Source organism: Tenacibaculum sp. 190130A14a, assembly GCF_964048965.1.
Taxonomy (GTDB): domain Bacteria; phylum Bacteroidota; class Bacteroidia; order Flavobacteriales; family Flavobacteriaceae; genus Polaribacter; species Polaribacter polynesiense.
In genome coordinates this window covers 1,592,755-1,614,711 of sequence record NZ_OZ040189.1, presented here as the reverse complement: position 1 = coordinate 1,614,711, position 21,957 = coordinate 1,592,755, and the positions used below count along the sequence as shown (strand labels likewise).

Below are 21,957 nucleotides of genomic sequence, written 5' to 3'. Positions count from 1 at the left end.
TTTGAAATTTATATTTAAAAATTAATAATTACACGTCCGTAGAAGGTTCTTCCTAATAATAAAACAGCATCATTGTTTTGAAAAGCTGGGTTATTTGCATTGGAAGTCCCTCTCTCATTAAATAAATTGTCTATACCAAATTGAACTTTTAATAGACTGAATAATTCTTTTTCTATAGCAGTGTTTATTTGTACGTTACTATCAACAAACTCATCGAAATTATCAATAATTCCTTGACTATTATTAGTATCTGACAAAGCATATTTACTTCGGTATAAGGCTCTAATATTTGCCGAAAATCTATGCTCAAAATTTTCATAAAAAAGCTTGGCATTTGCAGAATGCGTAGATCTATTCGGCAATCCAAAATAATTTGAAAGTGTTATTCTTCCTTCTCCTCCATTACTATGATCAAAGAAAACTGTTCCTTCCTTTATCTTAGCTTCTTGTTCTTTATCACCGGTGTCTAAAAATTGGTACCCTGCTAATAATCTAAAGTTCTGATTAATTCTATAATCAACCTCTACTTCTACTCCTTGCGTATATACTTCATTTATATTTCGGTAAGAAAAAAGTCTAGTATTATCTCCTAACCCGGCTGTTTGAGGATTTAGCTCAGCGACCTTTACATCATTTATTAAATAAAAGTTAACATCAAAAGTGTCTATTAAATCTTGAATATCATTTCTAAACAAATTGATATTCAATTTTAAATTTGATAGTGGTTTTAATTGAAAACCAAAATTATATCCTATAGAACTTTCAGGTTTTAATTCTCTCTCTATATGGTTAAGTCCAACTTCTCCTGCAAAAAACTCATGTATTGTTTGTGTTCCAAAAACAGCATACCCACCGGCTGTATTTCTAAAATTATAATACAACTGACGAAAATCTGGAGCTTTAAAACCATACCCAACAGAACCTTTTGTAGTAATCCAATCATTAACCTTATAACTTGCTGATAGTTTTGGAGAAAATGCTGATTGATACTTATTATGACTATCAAACCTTGCTCCTAATACAACATTTACATTTTTAATGGGATTAAAATCATATTGTCCAAACACATATTGGGCTTCGTATCTTTTCTCTCCATCAAAAGCACTTCGATCTAAAGCATCAAAGTTTGCTCCTACACCTGCTATTATGGTACTTTTATCTCCTAAAGACACCTTTGCTTTAATTTCTGGCCTCCATAAACTTCTATTAAATATAGCTTCATCTCCGTTAAAAAGACTTTCTGTTTTAAAACGAGTTCCGTAGAATAAATATTCAACTTCCCATACATCAGAAATTTGATGTGTAAGCCTCGTATTAATATTCCAATCAGTTTGTGTATTATCTGATGTCGGTGTGTTTTGCTCTTGTTGATAAAATCTACCTGAAACCAATGTCTTGAACTTATCAGAAAAATCATATCCTACTTGTAAGTTTCCTGTAAAATTCTGATGCGGATAAGCCGTAACTGAACTAGTGTTATCTGGCGATAAATCAAATCCCTTGCTAGAATTCAAGTTAACGCCAGCCACAACACTCACTTTTTCCTTTTTCGTTACAACATTCGCATTAATATCTAGTTCATTTCTTGCTCCTTCTCTAGTAAAAAGCTGTAACGAACCCTTAAAACTATTTCGTTTTGGATTTTCAGTTATAATATTGATTACACCACCTAAAGCTTCAGAACCATATAAAGACGATGAGGGACCCTTTACTATTTCTATTTGCTTTATATTATTAACTGTTAATCTTCGTAAATCAATGTTTCCTGCTGTTCTTCCAACTACCGGCACCCCATCAATTAATACTAATGTATAGTCTGCAGCAACTCCCTGTAAATGAACCCCTTCAGAGTTACCGAAGTCAGATACCATTACAATACCAATTTGTTCTAACAAGATATCTCTCAATCTAACTGAACCCGATTGTTGCAATTGCTTTTTTGATATTAAAGTAACTGGCATTGGTAAAGAAGATAATTGTCTTTTAGTCCTTGTAGCAGTAACTACAACTTCATCTAAATCATTCACTTTTATAGTGTCTTTCTTTTGTTCCTCTTGAGAAAACATCGCAACACTTGCAAACAAAAAACTAAAAACTAAAACTCTATTTAGAAACATTCTTAATAATTTTCGGCAAATATATACACTTATTTTAAATCAGTCTAAATAAAATTTATATTTTTGTCAAAAATTTTCAAAACATAAAATATATAGATATAATGAAAAAAATATTTTTAGGAGGTTTGGTTCTTTTTTCAGCGTTTACTCTAAATGCTCAAAGTAAGAAGACTAAAGACAGAGAAGCCATAAAAAAAATGTGCGGTTGCTTCGAAGTTACTTTCAACTTTGCAGAAACTTTTAACCACTCAAAAGACAGCACTTATAAACCATCAAAGAATAAGGTTTCTAGAGGTTTGGAGTGGGCACAATTAATTGAAGACGATAAAAATAAAATATCAATTCAACATTTATTACAAGTTGGTAATCCAGCTAGTCCACATATTGTAAAACATTGGCGACAAGATTGGGTATATCAAAACCAAGACTTCTATATGTTTAATGGAGATAATAATTGGTTATTTGTTAAAAAGCCAAAAGCAGCAGTCAAAAAACAATGGACTCAAAAAGTTTATCAAGTAGATGATAGTCCTCGTTATGAAGGTTCTGCTACTTGGGTACATGTTGATGGAAAAAGCTATTGGGAAAACACAACAGACGCTCCATTACCTAGAAGAGAATATACAAAAAGAAGTGACTATAATGTTACTGTAAGGGGAAATCGCCATGAAATTACTGATTACGGTTGGGTACATGACCAAGACAATCAAAAAGTTGTAAGAAAATCTGGAGAACAAGATTTTATTTTAGCCAACGAAAAAGGGTACAATACTTACAAAAGAGTTCCTGATGCTCGTTGTCAAGCTGCTCAAGATTGGTGGAAGAAAAACCAAGCTAAATGGCAATTAGTAAGAAATAAATGGGATGAAGTATATGGTAGAAACCAACAGCTTTCATTAGAAGCAAAAGTAAAAAACAAGCAGTTATTCAAGTACTTGTTTAAAAAAGATGGATATAACAAAGAAGAAGAAATTGATGCAATCATCGAATCTTTCGTTAAAAAATAATCCAATATGAATTTCTTAAAAACATTTTTATTGATGAGCTTACTTACTGTAAGCTCATCAATTATTTCTCAAAATTCTAATATTTTCTTACAAAGAGATTTTTGGAAAACTAACCCTACCATAGAAATAGTAGAACAAAAAATTAAAGAAGGTAATAGTGCTACTCAGTTAAATAGATGGGGTTTTGATGCCATTACTTATGCTTTACTGGAAAATGCAGATCAAAAAGTTATTAAACATCTACTAACCAAAGAAGGCAATGATGTTAATAAGCTTACTCATGATGGTAGGACCTATATTTTTTGGGCAGCCTACAAAAACAATATGCAGATTGTTAAACATTTACTAGCTAACAAGGCTAAAACAGATGTTATTGATGACAAAGGATATTCTTTATTAAACTTTGCAGCTGTTGCTGGAGTAGAAAACCCAAAACTATACGATTTGCTTATTGATAACGGAGCAAATGTTTTGACAGAAAAAACTCCAAAAGGAGCCAATCCATTATTATTGATAATTCCAAATCTGAAAGACTTCGTAATGGTAGAGTATTTTATAAACAAAGGTCTTCATATAAATGACACTGATAACCATGGTAATGGAGTATTTAATTACGTAGCTCAAAAAGACAATAGAATAATGTTAGAGTTATTGATTAAAAAAGGAGTTCCATATAAAAACATTAATAAAAATGGTGGCAATGCCATGCTTTTTGCTACTAAAGGCTCTCGAAGAGGTTATAACTCTTTAGAGTATTTTAAATATTTAGAAGGATTAGGTATTTCACCTAACATTACTAACAAAGAAGGTAAAACCCCTTTACACAACCTATCGTATGGAAACAAAGATATTGCAACACTACAATACTTCATTGATAAAGGTGTAAATGTAAATCAACCAGATAGTAAAGGAAATTCACCTCTTTTAAATGCTTCTGGAAGAAATTCTATTGATGTTATTAAGCTGATTGCTAATAAAACTAAAAATATAAACCATATCAATAAAGATGGTAAGTCTGCTTTAACATTCGCTCTTAGAAATACTCCAGAAGTTGTAACCTTTTTAGTTAATAAAGGTGCTGATGTTACAGTTAAAGACAATAAAGGTAATCATTTAGGATATTATTTGTTTAAAACATACAATCCTAAAAACGAAGAAACTTTCAAGAAAAAACTTAATATTTTATCGAATAAAGGTTTAAAAGTAGAGACTCCGCAAAAAGACGGAAGTACTTTATTTCATTTAGCTGTAGAAAAACAGAGTATTCCAATGCTTAACTTTGTGAAGAATTATAAAATTGATATCAATGCTAAAAACAATAAAGGGTTAACGGCATTACAACAAGCTGTAATGACAGGAAAAAACAATAAGGTTATTAAGTATTTAATTGCTCAAGGTGCTAATACGAATATTAAAACAGACTTTGATGAAAGTTTATATGATTTAGCAAAGGAAAATGAAGCATTAAAAAATACCGATATTAGCTTTTTAAAGTAAGAAATATGAAAAAAATTATAGCCGTCTTATTAATTCTATGTGGAGTAATGGCTTTTACTACATCTGAAAAAACAACATATAAATGTATGATTCAGATGACAAATTATGAAGGTGAGGGTGCATATATTGTAATTTCTCTTTTAAATCCTGAAGGAGCATATGAACAAACATTGTACGTTCAAGGTGATGATGAAGAATGGTATCATGATATTGATGAATGGTGGAAGTTTCAAGGAAAAGTTCGCTCTGATATTGATGCTATAACTGGGGCAACTATTAGTGGAGGAAATAGAGCTATTAGTCTTATTGAAATTCCAAATGATAAAATTGATAAAGGATATAAAATTCGATTTGAAACTGCGGTAGAAGACCAAGAGTACTATGCAGATGATGTTCAATTCGAGTTAACTTCAGAAAGTGTAAAGAGTAAAGTTAAAGGTAAAGGATTTATCCGTTATATTCGCTTAATACCACAATAAATCTGTAAAAATGACAATTTCAATATGGAGATATAGCCATCTTACGCTGGCTATATCTTCTTTTATTTTTATACTTATTGCCTCTTTAACAGGAATCATCTTAGCGTTTGAACCAATTTCAAACCAGTTGCAACCCTACGCTATAAATACAAGTAACATCACTTTATCAGAAACCTTAACTTCTTTGCAAAAAGAATATGAGGAAGTAGTTATGTTAGAAGTAGATGAGAACAACTATGTCACAACATCTGTAATTACTAAAGATGGTAAAAATGAAACATTTTATGTTAACCCTAAAACAGGTAAAAAAATTCAAAACACTGCTTCAAGAGCTCCTATTTACAAATTTGCAACTAATCTGCATCGCTCTTTATTCTTGAAGTCTACGGGTAGAATTTTAGTCGGTTTTTTCTCTTTTTTACTCTTTCTTATAACAGTTACCGGTACTTTATTACTCATAAAAAGGCAAGGTGGAATTATTCAATTCTTTACAAAAGTAGTAAAGGAGGATTTTAAACAATTTTATCACGTTATTTTAGGGCGTTTCTTCTTAATTCCTATTGTTATAATTACACTTACTGGAGTATATTTATCATTAGAAAAATTTTCTGTATTACCTAAAACAAAAATCAATCATCAATACGGTTCCAATACAGAAAGTTATGTAAAGAAACCTATTCAGGATTTTAATCTTTTTCAAAAAACCAAACTTAGTGAACTCCATAGTTTAGAGTTTCCATTTTCTGAAGATGAAGAAGATTATTTTTTTCTTAAACTAAAAACTAAAGAAATACTAGTACATCAATATTCGGGAGCTATTATCAGTAACCAACAACTTTCATGGTATAAAATCATTTCTAATTGGAGTTTGATATTACATACTGGTCGAGGTACCATAGTATGGTCTTTAGTACTTTTAACATCATGCTTTGTAATTTTATTCTTTATCTACTCTGGTTTTGCAATAACACTTAAAAGACGTAAAAAAAGTAAACTCCCAAAAAATAAGTATCACAAAAAGGACGCTGAATTTATTATTCTTGTGGGTTCTGAATCAGGCAGTACCTTTAGTTTTGCTGAAGCATTGTACGATGCATTTATCAAAAAAAATAAAACTGTATTTATAGATGTATTAAACAACTATACTACCTACAAAAAAGCAAAACATTTAATTCTGTTAACCTCAACCTATGGTGAAGGTGAAGCTCCTAGTAACGGCACTAATTTTTTGAAATTAATTGATACAATTCAACAAGAAAATTCTTTGTTGTTCTCTGTGGTTGGTTTTGGGTCAAAAGCCTATAGAAAATTTTGCCATTTTGCCATTGAAATTGATAATAAATTAAGAGAAAACAATAACTTCTCCAGAGCACTTCCTTTGAAAAAAATTCACAATCAAAGCTTTACAGATTTTAAGTCTTGGGTTATAGAGTTTACTAATACACATTCCTTTTCTTTAGAAGTACAACAAAAATTAGGTAAACGAAAAAAGCAGCAAAACTTCAAAGTGATTCATAAAACACCTTTAAACATAGATGATTCCTTTTTGCTAAGATTACAGCCAACTAAAAAGTTGAACTTCTCTTCAGGAGATCTGCTCGCTATTACGCCTAAAGAAGACAACATAAAACGTTTGTATTCGATTGGAAAAATAGAAAATGATATTTTACTAAGCATAAAAAAACATGAATTAGGAATCTGCTCTAACCTTCTTTTTAAATTAGAGGAACAAGAAAGCATAAAGGCAGTAATTGAAAAAAACAAAGATTTTCATTTCCCTAAAAAATCAAAAGAGCTTATTTTAATTGCTAACGGAACAGGGATTGCTCCGTTTTTAGGAATGTTAAATACCACTACAAAAACACATCTTTTTTGGGGCGGAAGAACAAAAGAGTCACTAAAACTATACGATGCTTATTTACAAAACAATAACATCCATGTTGCCTATTCTCAAAAAAACAACAAAGAATATGTTCAAGATCTTGTCGCCAATCAAAAAGACCTAGTTTCTTCAGTGCTACAAAATGATGGCACAATTATGATTTGTGGATCTATTGCAATGATGAAAAGTGTTTTAATAGTTTTAAATCAAATTACTTTAGAAAAATTAAATACGCGATTGACTACTTTTCATAAAAGAAATCAAATAAAAACAGACTGTTACTGATGCTTCAATAAAAACGACACAAATTTTACGGTTTTTCCTTACTTTTTTTATGGTTTTTTTTTCTAAAAATAAAACATAACTAATTAATTTTAAGAAATTTAAACAACCAAACATGTTAAAAAACATTTCAAACTTAGGAACAACTTTAAACAAATCAGAGCAAAAATCTATAAACGGGGGAGCAGGTTGGCAACAATGTGGTCCATCGAGATGCTGTCTTACCCTACCTAACGGACACGTCTTAAGAGAGCCATGTAGATGCTATGCTTGGGGTGGTTGTATTTTACTATAATCGCATCCCTTAAATTTTTAAATAGCTGGTAGTTGCATTGTTTAACTTCCAGCTATTTTCTTTTCTACTTCTATTTACCCACATTCATCGAACTTCCCATATCTATAAATCAATCGACGAATTCTAATTTAGAATCAACGAATTCTAATTAGCTCAAAACAACATTGTATTCCTACCCTACTTTTGATCATATAAAACAAATAAACATGTGGTCAAATAATAATTATTCATCTATTCTAAAATTATATTTAAGCAAATACAACAGCTTAAAATTACAAGTAAATACAAACGGATACATTTCCTCTGTACAAAAAGAAGAAAATGGTATGTGGGTTAACGATCGAAACTTACCTCACATACTAAACAAACTTTCAAATACTGTTTCTTTAGAAAAAGATGTAACTATTATTCTACAACAATAAACTTAATATTAACCTTTAAAATTCTAAGTCTATGAATCAAAACATTTTAAAAGTAGGCACAGTAATGGGATTACTGCTACTTATCGGAGTATTTACTAGCTGCAACAATACGAAAACAACTACCCCAAAAGCAGCACAAGAAGTGGGAACAATTGCAAAAAAAGAAGAAGTTTTAAAATTGGATGTTAAAAAAGCAAGAAAACCCATTGTCTTTATTGCTGGATATGATGAAAACGATCAGCATTTCTATGATAGTGCTCGTGCTTATTTTTCAGCAAAAGATTATCAAATTATTAATGAAGCCTATTCATTAGAGGAAATTATTAACTGGATGAATGGTAACGCTACTAAAAATCCATATGGTGAAGTTCATATTGTTAATTATAGTAATCCTTGGAAAGGACTTGAATTAGAAACTGTTGTTAAGGGAGCTCGTGTTACACATGAATCTTTAAGTAAAAGCTTAGCTTTAGGTAGTCTACCAAAATTAAACAATACAGTTAATAATAATACTAAAATTGTATTTCATTCAAATGCTTTAGGTAGTGACATTGAGTTAATGGAAGCTTTAAAAAGTACATTTATAAGTGAAGAGGTACCACAGGTCATATCATCACCTTTCTACAATGTATTTGGTGGAGAATTCGCAGAACATTATTTAGCTAAACCATACTATGTATTTTACCCAACAGCACACTCTCCAGGTAAAGTAGATTTATCTAAAGAGATTGCTAGGAAATACCCTGATGAAAGAGAAATAGAATGGTTTTCAGCTTTAACTAATGAAAGAGAACGCTATGTTGGTGAGCCATATACAAAACAATTTATAGTACCAATTAAATGGGAATTTGATTACCATAACTCAGACAATGAAATCCCATCATTTATCAATCAAGAAGAGTTAATGGATTGGATTGAAGCAGACCCAGATTTAGTTACTAAAATAAATAAATTACAAATACCTATTGACAAATTTAGATGGTCATATAGAATTAAAGATAGTAAACTTATCATCAAAGGAAAAACAACAGTGTTATGTGTATTAAAACCTTTAACAAAACCATATGGTAACTTAGAACATGTAAAACCTGATACACAAAACAAACGTCTATATGCAATGAAATAAAGTAATGTTAATTGTCTACTAAAAGTAACTGTTTAGTTTGAACAGTTACTTTTTTCTATTAAGTTTGTTTATTATGATTGCTTTTAAAAAGATTTTAACGGTACTTTTTATTCTATGTACAGCAACAATAGCTGCACAAAATTCTCTTGTTCATTATACCTCTACCAATGATTTACCTAGTAATAGTATAAAAGACATCACACAAGACTCCATTGGCTACCTATGGTTTGCAACCCATAAAGGACTTGCCCAGTTTGATGGGAAAACATTTACCTCATTAAAAAAAGAGAACGGCTTAATTTCCAATAAGATTCAGAAAGTATATGCAAAAAATCAAAAACTTTACATTGGTACAGACAAAGGACTTTCTATAAAAAAAGGGAATCAATTTATCAATTTTGAATGTAAAAGCATTCATGCTATTATAGCCCACAATAATGAAGTCTTTGTAGGAACTTCTTTAGGAATATACACATTAAAGGAAGATTATTTAGGTCGATTGAAAATACATGATAGCTTAGACTTATCTGAGATAAATGACATTCAATTTGATGGTACCTATTTTTGGGTGGCTACTAATAAAGCCTTATGGAAAGTTGACAATTTAAATGCTCCAAAACTAGTAGATAAAATTACCAACAATACTACATCACAATTAATAATTAAAGATCGTAAAGTAGTTGCAGCTACCCACACCAATGGAGTGGTACTTTTTGATAATAAAGTTATTCAACTAACTGATACTCCAAAATACATCAGCTCTATCGCATATACCCAATCGAATATTTGGATTAGTACTTTTAACGACGGTATAGAAAAACTAAATACTGACTTTAGTTTTAGCAACAAGTTAAATAAGTACAATGGTTCAATTCCAACCAACAAAATCAACAAACTTTTTGTAGATACTCATCAAAATGTATGGATTGCTACTGATAATAAAGGAGTTTTTAAATATCGGAACCCTGGAACTTACAATACCCAAAACCCTATTATTGCCTTTGAAGACATTCAAGTTGTGTATAAATCAATTGATAGTATAAATATTAATAATTACACCAAAGAATTTCAATTGCCCCCCAATAAGAATCACTTATCATTTACTTTTAAAACAGTAGATATTGAAAAACCAAAGCATGTACAATATCGATATAAATTAAATGACCAAACAAGTCCATGGGGTTTAAAAAACTCTGTAAATTTTGCAAATCTATCTTCAGGAAAGTATACTTTTCTTGTTGAATCGAAAATAAATAACAAGGTTAGTAACCCTATTTCTTTTCAGTTTTTTATTGATAAACCCATTTATGAAAAGATTTGGTTTCAATGGATTGCTTCCAGCATAATCTTTCTTTTAATAGGTTTCTTTATTTATAAACGAATAAGAAAAATAAAAGCTAAAGACAGAGCCAAAATTGAAAAACTACAATTAGAAAATCATTTACTTTCTCTCGAACAGAAAGCTTTACAATTACAAATGAATCCTCATTTCATTTTTAATGTATTGAATGGAATAAAAGCACTTGGAAATGCAGGTAAAACATTAGAATTGAATAATACCATTAGTAAATTTTCAAGTTTATTACGTGCTATTCTTCAAAACTCAAGACTGGAAGAAATAAGTTTACAGGATGAAGTAAACACACTACAAAACTATGTTGAGCTAGAACAGCAATTAAACAATGATTCATTCAGTTTTTCTATAGAGCAAAACCTAAACATTGACATTGAAGAAATTTTAGTTCCTCCAATGTTAATGCAACCTTTTATTGAGAATAGTATTAAACATGGACTGAAAAACCGTGCACAAGGACATATTACTTTGGAATTCTCTGTATTTAATCAATTTCTCTATTGTACAATTATTGATAATGGTGTTGGCTACTATGAATCTCAAAAAACTAAGGGACATAAAAAACACCATTCTCTTGCAATTAAAGTAACTAAAGAACGTATAGAAAATTTATCTGGATCACACAGTTTTACCATTAGCGAACTAAAAGAGAAAAACACCGTAAAAGGCACCAAGGTTTGGTTTAAAATACCCTTAAAAACAGATTTCTAAAATCTATGAAAAGAAGAAAATTTATAAAAAGATCATTTTTGGGAACTTTAGGCCTCGGAATACTAACGGGATTGTATGCGTGGAAAATAGAACCTTTTTGGTTAGAATATGTACAACTTAAAATGCCTATAAAAAATCTCCCCGATAATCTTATTGGTAAAAAACTAATGCAAATAAGTGATATTCATGTTGGAAATAGGTTTAACTATCAATACATTATTGATGCTTTTACAGAAGCTCAAAAACACAAACCAGATTTTGTTGTATACACTGGCGATTATGTTTCTTATGAAGATGAAACTCAATTAACACAACTTCAAGAAGTTTTACAACATAGCGTAAAAGGCACATTAGGAACTTTGGGTATTTTGGGAAATCATGACTATGGTAAAAATTGGGCGGAACAAAATGTAGCCTCTGGAATAACCAACTTATTAAAAAAGTCAGGAATTACCGTTTTAAGTAATGAGCAATATGAAATAAATGGTTTAAATTTTATTGGATTTGATGATTACTGGGGATTAAATTTCAATCCTCGAAAAGCAATGCAAAACTACAGTCCTAATAGTGCTAGTATTGTTTTATGCCATAACCCAGACGTATGCGATTTAGATGTGTGGAATAACTACAAAGGTTGGATTTTATCTGGACACACCCATGGAGGACAATGCAAAGCTCCTTTTCTCCCTCCTTTTATGATACCTGTAAAGAACAAAAAGTATACTTCAGGTAAAATAGCATTAGAAAATGACAGAACTTTGTATATTAACAGAGCATTAGGACATTTATGGCAAGTACGATTTAACGTAAGGCCTGAGATAACAATTTTTGAATTAACCAAAGCATAATGAATAAACTCACTGCAATTTTAGTAGATGATATGAGTGCAGCTCTAGATATGTTGCAACAAGATATTACAAACAATCATCAAGACATTGAAATTATTGGTACTGCCAAAAGTGTTGTAGAAGCATCGAAATTATTACGTAAGCAACAACCAGATATTTTGTTTCTAGATATTATGCTTGGTGATGGTACTGGTTTTGATGTTTTAGAAATCCATCCAGACTTATCTTCTAAGATTATTTTTGTAACGGCTAGTGATGAATACGCCATCAAAGCTTTTAAGTTCGCAGCTATTGATTACGTATTAAAACCTTATTCAAATGACGATTTAAGCAACGCTATTGAAAAAGCTAAAAGTCAAATACAACCCGACAAAGAACAGCTATCTGTTTTACAACAATCAATTTCTCAACCGAACACCCGTCCTAAAAAAATATCTTTACATACTTCTGATAAAATAGTAGTTGTAGAACTAGATCTTATTGTAAGATGCAAGGCTGATAATAACTATACAGAGTTTTATATGAGCAACGGACAAAAGATTTTAGTAGGTAAAACACTTAAATACTTTGCTGATATGCTTAAAGACTATCAATTTTTACGTGTGCACCAAAGTCACTTAGTGAATCTTCACTATGTAAAAGAATACATAAAGTCTGATGGAGGTTACTTACTGTTAAACAACAAAGTAACTGTTCCGGTATCTGTTCGTAAACGAAACGAAGTAACTGAAGCCCTTAAATTATTGTAAGAGAAAAACCCTAATTTTTAATTATTGTTATATAGTTTGTTAATTTTTTATTAAAATTTTATTTATATTAGTAAAACTAAACAAGCATACATGGTTGCATTAAAACCTCAAAAAGGTCGTTTACTAATTGCTGAGCCGTCAATTCTTAATGACAGTTCTTTTAAGCGTACTATTATATATTTGACTGAACATTCTAAAAATAGTTCTGTTGGCTTTATTATGAATAGACCTACCAACTATGTTTTAAGTGATTTGATTCCTGAAATAGACTGTAATTTTAAAGTTTATAATGGTGGTCCTGTAGAGCAGGATAATTTGTATTTTATTCATAGTGCTCCTGAGAAATTACCAAATAGCATAGAAGTATCAGATGGTATTTATTGGGGAGGTAATTTTACCTTACTTCAAGATTTACTAAATGAGCATAAAATTGACGCTAATGAGATCAGATTCTTTTTAGGGTATTCTGGATGGGAAAGTAATCAATTAGAAAAAGAATTGAACACGGCTTCTTGGTTTGTTTCTAAAAACGATTATGAAAATATATTTTCCATTGAAAATGAATCTTTGTGGAAAAACAAACTGTTACAAAGGGGTGGTAAATATAAAATATGGGCAAATGCCCCGAGTGATGTTCAGCTTAACTAACCTGTAATCATTTTTACCTGTAGGCTTTTACCAATTTTCTGACCTATTTCTGTAGCAAATTCTTTCTTTCTATAATTCGTTACAATCTGTACACCTGAAATAACATTTGTTATAAAAACTTCATCTGCTTTTTGAACCTCGAAAGGAGATATTACCGTTTGTTCTATTGTATATTCTGGATGCTTCTCTAAAATCTCAATAACCTTCTTTCGTGCAACTCCTTTAATACATCCTTCTGTTAACGCTGGTGTTTTTATCGTAGTACCTTTTACAATAAATATGTTTCCATTGGTAACTTCAACAACTCCTTTGCGCTCATTTAACAAAATACAATTATCCAAGTCATTTTCTTCCGCAAAAACTGCTGCAATGGTATTCAGCATTCTGTTGGTTGTTTTTACAGTTGACATTAAACCACTATAATTATAAAAGTCTTTGAATAAGTCAACTCTATAAGATTCTTTAACAGATACCTCTATCGCTTTAACATCAATTAAAAAGTCTACTTCATTTGTTTTTGGAGTATACAACCCTCCATCTTTTCTAAAAACTGTTAATCGCGCTCTAAAAGTACTTCCTTCTTTCGTCTCAAGTACCTTTAAAATTTGACTTTCTAAGTACTCTAAAGTAAATTCCATAGGAATCTTCATTCTCAGCATACGCATTGATGCCATCAATCGAAAATAATGATCTTCCCAAAAAACTACTTTATTATTTACAATCTTTACTGTTTCAAAAATAGCATCACCATATTTAAAGGCTCTATTCTCATGCGAAAATTGCAATTCGTTCTCTGAAATTATGCTTCCATTAAAATTTACCATTCTAAAAAAATTTGAAAGCAAAATTACTAATTTCAGTAACGATAAGACATAAAAAAACTCGACAAATTGCCGAGTTTATAGTATTTGATATTTTAATTATGCACCAATAGTGTGTTTTAGTTCTTCTATTTGATTTTCCCATAACATTTTAGCCTCTTCTACTTCATCTTCATCATCTGCAAAGTCAGTAACAATTAAAGAAACATCTTTCGTTAAAGCATCTACTTGTATTCTAAATTCAAAGTAACTTTCATCTCCTTCACTCTCGGTCCATTTATATTTGATACGCTCATCTGCTTTGTTGGCTACAATCTTTGCTTCTTCTTCTGAATCATCCCAAATAAAAGTAATCATTTTACCTCTTGAATTTACTCTATCGGCAAACCATTCCTCTAATCCAGCAGGAGTTCCGAAGTATTGATATAACATACTTGGAGAAGCATGTATTGGAAACTCTAATTCGAATTTTACTTTACTCATTTATGTTTAAGTTTGCTGGCAATATAGATAAATATTTTTTTAAAAAAAAATTGAAAATTTTTGTTGGGTAAAACAAAAAATCGTCTATATTTGCACCCGCAATCAGGCGAGGTAGCTCAGGTGGTTAGAGCGCAGGATTCATAACCCTGAGGTCGCGGGTTCAACTCCCGCCTTCGCTACAGAAATCTTCGGAACCATAATAACCACAATGGTTCCGAAGTAAATATAAAAAAAAGCGTGTCAAAAACGTGTCATTTGATGTCCATTTTTACATTCTCGATGCCAATCTCGATGTAAAAAAAAAATGTCAAAACTTCAAAACCCAAAAAATCTAATTCCTTTTATTGATTACGTTCCAGCAGAACTAAGAGAAAACCAAACTTGGGAAATCGTTTATTATGCTATTGATCCTTCAGAGATTAACGTATCAAAACAACTTAAGAGAAAGAGAATTCGGGTTAAACCGATGAAAAACAAAACAGAAAGAAGGAAGTACGCAAAAAGAATAGTTCAAAAGCTTAATGAAAAGCTTCCTAAAGGATGGACTCCTTTTATTAATGAGAAAAATGTAAAGTCATTTGCCAAACTATTTGACACCTTAGATATCTTTTTGAATAAATACAACCAACAATTAAAAAAAGGAGTTGTAAGAAAAGATACCATTAGAGCCTACAAAAGCTACATTAATAATTTTAAACAATATCTAATTTCCATTAATAAAGAACATTTGTTCATTAATAGTTTTAATGAAGATTTATGTAGAGACTTTTTAGACGAAATCTTTTATGAAAGAGAGAATTCTGCTGCTACTCATAATAACTACCTCCGTTTTATTGGAGTTTTTAATAGATGGTTAATAAAAAAAAGATATCTCTCGGTTGATTTTACAATCCATATAAAGAAAATTAAGGAATCTGAAAAAAAGAGAACAATAATTCCAAAAGAAGTAAGAGACATTATATTCAAACATATATATGATTACGACAAAGGATATTATCACCTGTGTAAAGTAGCTTTCTACTGTTTAATAAGAAGAACAGAAATGACAAAGCTTAAAGTAAACGATGTGATATTAAAAAATGGAATAATTAATATTCCTTCTTATGTTTCCAAAAACGGAAAAACTCAAATGGTTACCATTCCTGGAGAATTAATGCACTCTTTTGCTAAACATCTCAAAAATGCCAAAAATTCAGATTTCCTTTTCTCAGAAAATTTTAAACCTGGTCCTAATCAACTTGATCCCAAAAGAATTTCTGATACATGGGCTAGAATAAGAAAAAAACTTAAATTCAGTAACACCTATCAGTGGTACTCATTAAAAGATACTGGTATTACAAACTATTTGCAATTAGGAATACCAACAATTGATGTAAAGAATCAAGCTAGGCACCATTCAATTACTCAAACAGAAGCTTATATTCCTAAAACTATATTAAAAGCTGTAGGTAATATTCAATATGCCAGCTTAAATTTTTAATAAAATAAAACTTTATTATTCCTACCTACCAACTAAAACAAATTTATTTGACTTGGATGTTTCGTCGTAAAACTTTATTACTTTATACTCTTCTGAATTAAACCTAAAGTACAGTGATGTTTTTGGGTAAAATAGGACGATTTTGTCTGTAACTAGAAAACCTCTCTTGTTTTAAACCCGCAAATTTTTTGTGATTCTGTGATTAGGATATAAAATATTGAAATACAAACACTTAAGCTTATTTAAATTTTGTGATTGGGTATTTATAAATTTTGTGATTTTAAGTTTATCTATTTTCTATTTAGTGAATCACAATATTTTTTTGTGAAAGAATATAATAATCACAAAAAATAAAATAAGCCTAAGCCCTTATTACACCTGACTTTATACCCGAATCACAGAATCACATTTTTCTTGCAGAGAATTTTAAAGAGGGGTCTGAGGGGAATCAAAGAATTTTGCTTTCTTATAGAAAGTCACCATAAAAATGTGTTCTCCAACAATCAATAATTCAAGTAATTAATAGGTAATTTTTTAATCAATAATTTTTCTGTTGCTGAGTTGTTGAATCAAAAATGCAACATCTGTAACAGCAAATCAACAATACTGAAACAACTTTGCAACGGAGAAAACTATAATTAAAATGAAATCTTCAACTCAGGATAATCAACCCGATTTGTGATATCCGGACGATTACTATCTACTCTTTTAAATATATCTTGTGAAACTGGGTAGGTTTCAAATTCAGATTTAGTAAATGTATGTAATAATGTATTTATTATAGCTTCATCATTATTAGAGTGCAACCAATCATATTCGTCCGAAGGATTCAGAATTAAGGGCATTCTATAGCTCCCTTTACTATTAGGTGAATTATGAATCTTTTTAAATAATGGATTTGCTTCGGTAGTTATAATACTTGCAGAATAAAGTGGGTTAATACCATCATCAATAACACTATACACTCCTGCCAACGCAAATAATTCTTTATTCTTTAATTGAAAATAAAATGGAACCGAACCTTTTATATCAGGATCCTTATGTGGTTCATAGAAACCATCGGCAATAATTAAACATCTTTGCCAATGAATAAACTGATTAAACAATTGGCTTTCAAAAAGTCTTTCACGAGTTGCATTTAACGTATTGGTTATTCTTAAAAACTCGCTTCTTAATGATAAGTCATATCCAGTGGGTAACAACCCCCAAGAAGCAAAATCGATACTTTCTGGATCTTCTTGTCTAATAATATATAAGTTCTTAGACTCCCAACCATTAAAATGATGATAAGGCTGATATACTTTAGGATGTTCAAAAGTGGCATCAAATCTGTCTTGTAGTGCCCTTTCTTCTCTTCTCCTGTTGGATATATGATAACACATAGTGAGAAAACTTTTGAGAATTTATCTTATCCTTTAAATTTAAGAATAAAAATGCACGAATGCTAATATATGTAGCAAGACTCGCTACATATATGATGTAATTTTGCATTATGCAATACACAAACTATTTTTCAACCAGTAATAAAGTAAAAGGAATGCCAGCATTGAATTCTGATCAATTTGCACGCTATATGAATATTCTCATTTTAGAAGAAAGAATACATGGAATGAAAAAATACAAATCTAGAGATAATCATATATCCATCTTCAAGGTTCAAAAACAACTTACAGACCTAACAGGTAATCAAACACCTGAGGATCTGTTAAAAGAAATGGTTAAGTTGTCTTTTTAAATCATCATTATTTATTGTCTATAAAAATTTCGTTAGTTACATCTCTAACTTTATATTCTTCTATACAATAATTTAAAAGACTTCTTTTATAATTCTTAAAAAATCACTCTTTTTTGTTTTGGATATTGGAATTGCAATTTGGTTTTGCATAAGTAGAAAATCACCATCCTTCTTTACAAACTTTTCTAAATAATGTAGATTAATCAAAAAAGACCTATGACATCTGAAAAACAAATTATTATTGAGCAATTGATTTTCAAAATACCCTAAAGGCTTACATATTAGTCGCTTTTCATGGTTTGCAAGATGCACCTTGGTATACATTCCATCGGCCTCCAAATACAATATTTCCTCATGAGTAACAAAAATAATTTCTCCGGGAACTTCTAATGCAATTTTATGTGATGATAATGAAAGAATGGCCTTTTTCAATTCTGAAAACTGTACTGAAACCTTGTTTTTTTCAATATTAAATTTAGCCTTATTTATAGCTTCTCTTAACTCTTCTCTATCAATAGGTTTTATTAAATAGTCTATTGCTGACATTCTTAATGCTTCTCTTACATATTGTTGATAAGCAGTTGTAAAAATTAATTGAAACTTAATTGGAGCGGGAATAAAATCTAAAATTTCTAATCCGGAATACTCAGGCATTTCAATATCTAAAAAAACAATATCGGGTTCATATTTATTTATTTGCTTTACTCCGTTTAATAAATTATCTGCTTTAACAATTTTTTTAATTTCTGGAAAAAATTGTGTCAACAATGTTTCCATTAAACTACGTGCTTTTGCTTCATCGTCAATTATTAAAACTTTCATCGTTAAATTCTTTTTATTTTAAGTATTACAGTTGTTCCTATAGCTTCATTATTTTCTCCTACTTTATCGATAAAATCTATTGAAATATTAAACAACTTTTCCTTCTTATATAGCAAAACTCTTTCCTTCGTTGCGTTAACGGCAAAGGACTTATGATTTTGTCTTTTCATATTAATTTTAGAAGACTTTATTCTCCCTATTCCATCATCATCTATGGTCACAATCATTATACCTGCAGAATCTTCTGTAATTGATATCAATAGATTCCCTTCTTCTTTTCTATGAATAAGACCATGTTTTATTGCATTTTCTACAAATGGTTGTAAAAACAATGGAGGAATTTTAACCTTATTTTGATTAATACTTTTATCTATTAAAAATTGAACGTTAAACTTATTCTCAAACCTCAATTGTTCTAATGCTATATACATTTCTAAAGATTTTAATTCCTCTTTCAGAGATATAACATTAATTCTACTATGATTTAAATACATCCTAATTAAACGAGAAAACTTAACTAAATAATCACTTGCTAAATACTTCTCATTATTCATAACATAATCTTGAATCGCTCCTAAAGAGTTAAAAATAAAATGTGGATTCATCTGAGAACGTAGATTCTCTAATTTTAATTTACTTATTCTACTAGCTAAAATCACTTTTTCTAATTCACGTTCCACTTCTTTTTCTCTCAATCTTAATTTTATTCTGTAATATATTACAATCATAAAAAATGATACAATAAAAACAGTCACGATAAACCACCAATTCTCCCAAAAAGGTTTGTGGATAATAATTTTAACTCCCTTACTCTGTTTACCAATGCTTCCATCTAAACTTTTGGCTCTATATAGAAACTCATAATTTCCGGATGGAATCCCAATATATCTAACAATATTATCATTTAATTCTGATGTTTGCCACTCGGTGTTGAAACCTAAAAGTTTATATTCTAAAACATTTTTACTGCTAGCCAAGAATCCATTAAAATTTAAATTAAATGTAATATCGTTTGTTTTATAGGGCAGTTCATATTCGGTTTTTAATTTTTCTTCCTTACCTCCAATTTTCACATTACTAATATATGCTAATGGTACTTTTTTTGATTGCTTGGAATCTAAAATTGACAAATCTATTTTACATAAAAAACTATTCCCTGGTATCCACAAATAACCATTTTGAATTTCAGGATGTTTGAATTTGATAGTATTTTTATCCGTCAAATTGAGAGTTTTTATACTTTTCTCGTTTGTATTATATCTTTGTATACCTTTTGCTGTGACAATCCACAAAAAACATTCCCTTGACATTAAACCTTTTAAGGGTGACCTTAACAATCCTTTGGAGTAAGTTAAACTATCAATAACTTTTTCGGCCTTTAATTCTAAAATCTTATCACCGGATGTTGCCCATATTTTACCATTATTGGTTTGAGTATACTTATATAAAATAATAGGTTTGTTTCTATACTTTACAGGAACTTTATTTAAATTTTTATCATAAACTACTGCTCCATCAATATAGGTTATATAAATAAGTTTATTTATAGAGTCGTAAAAAGTACTAATCGGCCTTTTATTTTCTAGTACAATATGATCCTTATTTTTTGTAAGATTAGTATATACCAAAGCATGTCGATATGAAAGATAGATTAATGAATCTTTGCTTATTTGAGCTAATCCTTTGGCCGTTGCAAATTGCTCTCCAACTTCTCTAATTCTTTTACTTTTTACATCATAAATGTAGCTATTGGTACCATTTGTACTTACATAAGCCCTACCTAGAACATTATCATATCTAATTCTATTTATTGGGCGCTGATTTAATAAATCAATTTGAGTATAACTATTACTTTGAGTATTAAAATCAATTAATTTACCGTTTTGTGTCCCTAATAATAAATGATTCTCAGGTAAAGTTTCTACAGATATTATATCATCTTTTATATCAAAAAAATTTTTCTTCCTTATTCCTAAATTTGGTACCACAAATACACCATTCTGAAGTGTGGTTAACCAAAAGTTATTCTCATTATCTTTTAAAACATCTGTAATATGAAAACCCTTAAAAATATGTTCAGCATCACTAATTGCTCTTTTCTCGATAGATCTATATATACCATTTGATGTTAATAACCAATTATCTTGATAATTCTTAGAATTATAAACCTGAAGCTTTTTAAAGCTACTAGGTAGTTTAATTCGATTCAATTTCCTTGTATTAATATCTATTGAGAATGGCTTAATTGTCATCTTGTCGGGTATAATAACAATTTCATCGAACCACTTGAACATTTGGAATTTACCTTTGTCTAAAAGAAACTTTCCGTAACATTTTATTTTTCTCGTAACAACTTCTTCTTCATCTTGATAAATCTGAGTAATTATATTATTTTCACTTAGATTGTAATAAAAAAAACTATTATTTGACTTTACTATTTTAGTTATCTGACCATCTATTTTATTTACTTCTCCTGTTTTTATATTTATTTTGTAGCTTTCCTTTTGTGAAAGAAAAAAGACGCAATTCCTCATAACTATTAAGTGAGGAAAAGCACCTTTTAACTTTTTAGAAAAATCTTTAAAAAGATGAAACTCTTTGTTTACAATTCTATAAATCTGTCCTGAAATAGTTGAACACCAAATTTGTCCTTCATTATCAATTTGTAAATTGAAGATACTTTTAGTTGTTGAAATCGAATTTTTAACTTCTATAAATTTTCTCCCATTATAATAAAACAACCCTTGTTTGGTACCAACCCAAATTAGATTGTCCTTATCCTGTACGACATTGAAATTTGCTAATGCAACCAATCCATCATCTGATGTAAATTTTGTGTAGTAAGGTTCTTGGGAAAAAATTTTACCACAGAACAATATAAGAATAACAATTGTTTGTAAACTCTTTTTCATTCATTTAACTATATTCTTTATGGTACTAATACAAATTTGACAAAAAGAAGTTGCTAATGATAATTAAAATCATTTTTAATAACGACTAATTTTTATCTGGTAGTACTTAATATCAAATTATAATGTTAAAACAGATACTAGAAAATAAGTTACCAAATATATAAATTAGTTAATAACCTGAGTTACTGTTTTGCTCTAAAATAAATAATTCATTATTTGAGAAATATTACCCACATAATTTTTTAATACTTGAAGTAATAAAGAAGATTTAATAATCCAAAATTTAT

18 protein-coding genes and 1 tRNA gene are annotated in these 21,957 nt (G+C 29.7%); 13 read left to right on the top strand and 6 right to left on the bottom strand.

The features are described 5' to 3' along the window. Nucleotides 1–14: 14 nt before the first annotated feature. On the bottom strand, nt 15–2,117 hold the full coding sequence (locus tag ABNT22_RS08005) for a TonB-dependent receptor (protein ID WP_348718897.1): 2,103 nt from the start codon (nt 2,115–2,117) through the stop codon (nt 15–17). A gap of 101 nt (nt 2,118–2,218) precedes the next feature. On the opposite strand from ABNT22_RS08005, the gene ABNT22_RS08000 reads away from it, so the two are divergent. The 10 genes from ABNT22_RS08000 to ABNT22_RS07955 all read left to right on the top strand — a co-directional run bounded on the left by ABNT22_RS08000 (nt 2,219) and on the right by ABNT22_RS07955 (nt 13,417). Then, complete coding sequence (locus ABNT22_RS08000; RefSeq protein WP_348718898.1) at nt 2,219–3,124, top strand: DUF6607 family protein; 906 nt, start codon at nt 2,219–2,221, stop codon at nt 3,122–3,124. Nucleotides 3,125–3,130: 6 nt separating this feature from the next. Then, nucleotides 3,131–4,621, top strand: coding sequence for an ankyrin repeat domain-containing protein (locus ABNT22_RS07995; protein WP_348718899.1), 1,491 nt, complete (start codon nt 3,131–3,133; stop codon nt 4,619–4,621). A gap of 47 nt (nt 4,622–4,668) precedes the next feature. Further along, entirely contained in the window at nt 4,669–5,100 is a 432-nt protein-coding gene (locus tag ABNT22_RS07990; RefSeq protein ID WP_412766900.1) for a DUF2271 domain-containing protein, read from the top strand. A 10-nt stretch (nt 5,101–5,110) separates the two neighbouring features. Beyond that, a complete protein-coding gene (locus ABNT22_RS07985) occupies nt 5,111–7,267 on the top strand; it encodes a PepSY domain-containing protein (RefSeq protein WP_348718901.1) in 2,157 nt (718 codons plus the stop codon). A 498-nt stretch (nt 7,268–7,765) separates the two neighbouring features. Beyond that, nucleotides 7,766–7,981, top strand: a complete 216-nt coding sequence (locus ABNT22_RS07980; protein ID WP_348718903.1) for a hypothetical protein — start codon at nt 7,766–7,768, stop codon at nt 7,979–7,981. Nucleotides 7,982–8,012: 31 nt separating this feature from the next. Continuing rightward, on the top strand, nt 8,013–9,107 hold the full coding sequence (locus ABNT22_RS07975; RefSeq protein WP_348718905.1) for a hypothetical protein: 1,095 nt from the start codon (nt 8,013–8,015) through the stop codon (nt 9,105–9,107). Between the two features lie 73 nt (nt 9,108–9,180). Further along, nucleotides 9,181–11,172 carry a histidine kinase gene (locus tag ABNT22_RS07970; RefSeq protein ID WP_348718906.1) on the top strand — a complete coding sequence of 664 codons (1,992 nt, stop codon included), beginning with the start codon at nt 9,181–9,183 and terminating at the stop codon, nt 11,170–11,172. A 5-nt stretch (nt 11,173–11,177) separates the two neighbouring features. Further along, nucleotides 11,178–12,020, top strand: a complete 843-nt coding sequence (locus tag ABNT22_RS07965) for a metallophosphoesterase (RefSeq protein WP_348718907.1) — start codon at nt 11,178–11,180, stop codon at nt 12,018–12,020. Beyond that, the gene (locus tag ABNT22_RS07960; protein WP_348718908.1) at nt 12,020–12,769 is read left to right on the top strand and encodes a LytTR family DNA-binding domain-containing protein; all 750 of its coding nucleotides are present in this window, start codon (nt 12,020–12,022) and stop codon (nt 12,767–12,769) included. Before ABNT22_RS07965 ends, ABNT22_RS07960 begins: the two co-directional genes overlap by 1 nt. A 90-nt stretch (nt 12,770–12,859) precedes the next feature. After that, a complete protein-coding gene (locus tag ABNT22_RS07955) occupies nt 12,860–13,417 on the top strand; it encodes a YqgE/AlgH family protein (RefSeq protein WP_348718910.1) in 558 nt (185 codons plus the stop codon). Here ABNT22_RS07955 and ABNT22_RS07950 read toward each other — a convergent pair. Both ABNT22_RS07950 and ABNT22_RS07945 read right to left on the bottom strand, forming a co-directional pair. After that, nucleotides 13,414–14,241 (bottom strand): aminotransferase class IV, encoded by an 828-nt coding sequence (locus ABNT22_RS07950; RefSeq protein ID WP_348718912.1) that lies wholly within the window; start codon nt 14,239–14,241, stop codon nt 13,414–13,416. The two genes, ABNT22_RS07955 and ABNT22_RS07950, sit on opposite strands and share 4 nt — an antisense overlap. 96 nt (nt 14,242–14,337) lie before the next feature. After that, entirely contained in the window at nt 14,338–14,721 is a 384-nt protein-coding gene (locus ABNT22_RS07945; RefSeq protein ID WP_348718913.1) for an START-like domain-containing protein, read from the bottom strand. A 105-nt stretch (nt 14,722–14,826) separates the two neighbouring features. Between ABNT22_RS07945 and ABNT22_RS07940 the strand changes: the two genes are divergently transcribed. Both ABNT22_RS07940 and ABNT22_RS07935 read left to right on the top strand, forming a co-directional pair. Next, nucleotides 14,827–14,900, top strand: a tRNA-Met gene (locus ABNT22_RS07940). 125 nt (nt 14,901–15,025) lie between these two features. Further along, entirely contained in the window at nt 15,026–16,201 is a 1,176-nt protein-coding gene (locus ABNT22_RS07935; RefSeq protein ID WP_348718914.1) for a tyrosine-type recombinase/integrase, read from the top strand. A 638-nt stretch (nt 16,202–16,839) separates the two neighbouring features. Here ABNT22_RS07935 and ABNT22_RS07930 read toward each other — a convergent pair. After that, complete coding sequence (locus tag ABNT22_RS07930; RefSeq protein ID WP_348718915.1) at nt 16,840–17,583, bottom strand: SOS response-associated peptidase; 744 nt, start codon at nt 17,581–17,583, stop codon at nt 16,840–16,842. Between the two features lie 110 nt (nt 17,584–17,693). Between ABNT22_RS07930 and ABNT22_RS07925 the strand changes: the two genes are divergently transcribed. Further along, nucleotides 17,694–17,936 (top strand): hypothetical protein, encoded by a 243-nt coding sequence (locus ABNT22_RS07925; protein ID WP_348718917.1) that lies wholly within the window; start codon nt 17,694–17,696, stop codon nt 17,934–17,936. 72 nt (nt 17,937–18,008) lie between these two features. Here the strand turns inward: ABNT22_RS07925 and ABNT22_RS07920 are convergent, their stop codons facing one another. Then, on the bottom strand, nt 18,009–18,758 hold the full coding sequence (locus ABNT22_RS07920; RefSeq protein WP_348718918.1) for a LytTR family DNA-binding domain-containing protein: 750 nt from the start codon (nt 18,756–18,758) through the stop codon (nt 18,009–18,011). Between the two features lie 2 nt (nt 18,759–18,760). Continuing rightward, nucleotides 18,761–21,670 (bottom strand): histidine kinase, encoded by a 2,910-nt coding sequence (locus ABNT22_RS07915; protein ID WP_348718919.1) that lies wholly within the window; start codon nt 21,668–21,670, stop codon nt 18,761–18,763. Nucleotides 21,671–21,957 lie beyond the last annotated feature (287 nt).

What these genes read in the sequence shown, in the direction of transcription:
- ABNT22_RS08005 (WP_348718897.1), bottom strand. Translation starts at nt 2,117, where the DNA reads ATGTTTCTAAATAGAGTTTTAGTTTTTAGTTTTTTGTTTGCAAGTGTT.
- ABNT22_RS08000 (WP_348718898.1), top strand. Translation starts at nt 2,219, where the DNA reads ATGAAAAAAATATTTTTAGGAGGTTTGGTTCTTTTTTCAGCGTTTACT.
- ABNT22_RS07995 (WP_348718899.1), top strand. Translation starts at nt 3,131, where the DNA reads ATGAATTTCTTAAAAACATTTTTATTGATGAGCTTACTTACTGTAAGC.
- ABNT22_RS07990 (WP_412766900.1), top strand. Translation starts at nt 4,669, where the DNA reads ATGGCTTTTACTACATCTGAAAAAACAACATATAAATGTATGATTCAG.
- ABNT22_RS07985 (WP_348718901.1), top strand. Translation starts at nt 5,111, where the DNA reads ATGACAATTTCAATATGGAGATATAGCCATCTTACGCTGGCTATATCT.
- ABNT22_RS07980 (WP_348718903.1), top strand. Translation starts at nt 7,766, where the DNA reads ATGTGGTCAAATAATAATTATTCATCTATTCTAAAATTATATTTAAGC.
- ABNT22_RS07975 (WP_348718905.1), top strand. Translation starts at nt 8,013, where the DNA reads ATGAATCAAAACATTTTAAAAGTAGGCACAGTAATGGGATTACTGCTA.
- ABNT22_RS07970 (WP_348718906.1), top strand. Translation starts at nt 9,181, where the DNA reads ATGATTGCTTTTAAAAAGATTTTAACGGTACTTTTTATTCTATGTACA.
- ABNT22_RS07965 (WP_348718907.1), top strand. Translation starts at nt 11,178, where the DNA reads ATGAAAAGAAGAAAATTTATAAAAAGATCATTTTTGGGAACTTTAGGC.
- ABNT22_RS07960 (WP_348718908.1), top strand. Translation starts at nt 12,020, where the DNA reads ATGAATAAACTCACTGCAATTTTAGTAGATGATATGAGTGCAGCTCTA.
- ABNT22_RS07955 (WP_348718910.1), top strand. Translation starts at nt 12,860, where the DNA reads ATGGTTGCATTAAAACCTCAAAAAGGTCGTTTACTAATTGCTGAGCCG.
- ABNT22_RS07950 (WP_348718912.1), bottom strand. Translation starts at nt 14,241, where the DNA reads ATGGTAAATTTTAATGGAAGCATAATTTCAGAGAACGAATTGCAATTT.
- ABNT22_RS07945 (WP_348718913.1), bottom strand. Translation starts at nt 14,721, where the DNA reads ATGAGTAAAGTAAAATTCGAATTAGAGTTTCCAATACATGCTTCTCCA.
- ABNT22_RS07935 (WP_348718914.1), top strand. Translation starts at nt 15,026, where the DNA reads ATGTCAAAACTTCAAAACCCAAAAAATCTAATTCCTTTTATTGATTAC.
- ABNT22_RS07930 (WP_348718915.1), bottom strand. Translation starts at nt 17,583, where the DNA reads ATGTGTTATCATATATCCAACAGGAGAAGAGAAGAAAGGGCACTACAA.
- ABNT22_RS07925 (WP_348718917.1), top strand. Translation starts at nt 17,694, where the DNA reads ATGCAATACACAAACTATTTTTCAACCAGTAATAAAGTAAAAGGAATG.
- ABNT22_RS07920 (WP_348718918.1), bottom strand. Translation starts at nt 18,758, where the DNA reads ATGAAAGTTTTAATAATTGACGATGAAGCAAAAGCACGTAGTTTAATG.
- ABNT22_RS07915 (WP_348718919.1), bottom strand. Translation starts at nt 21,670, where the DNA reads ATGAAAAAGAGTTTACAAACAATTGTTATTCTTATATTGTTCTGTGGT.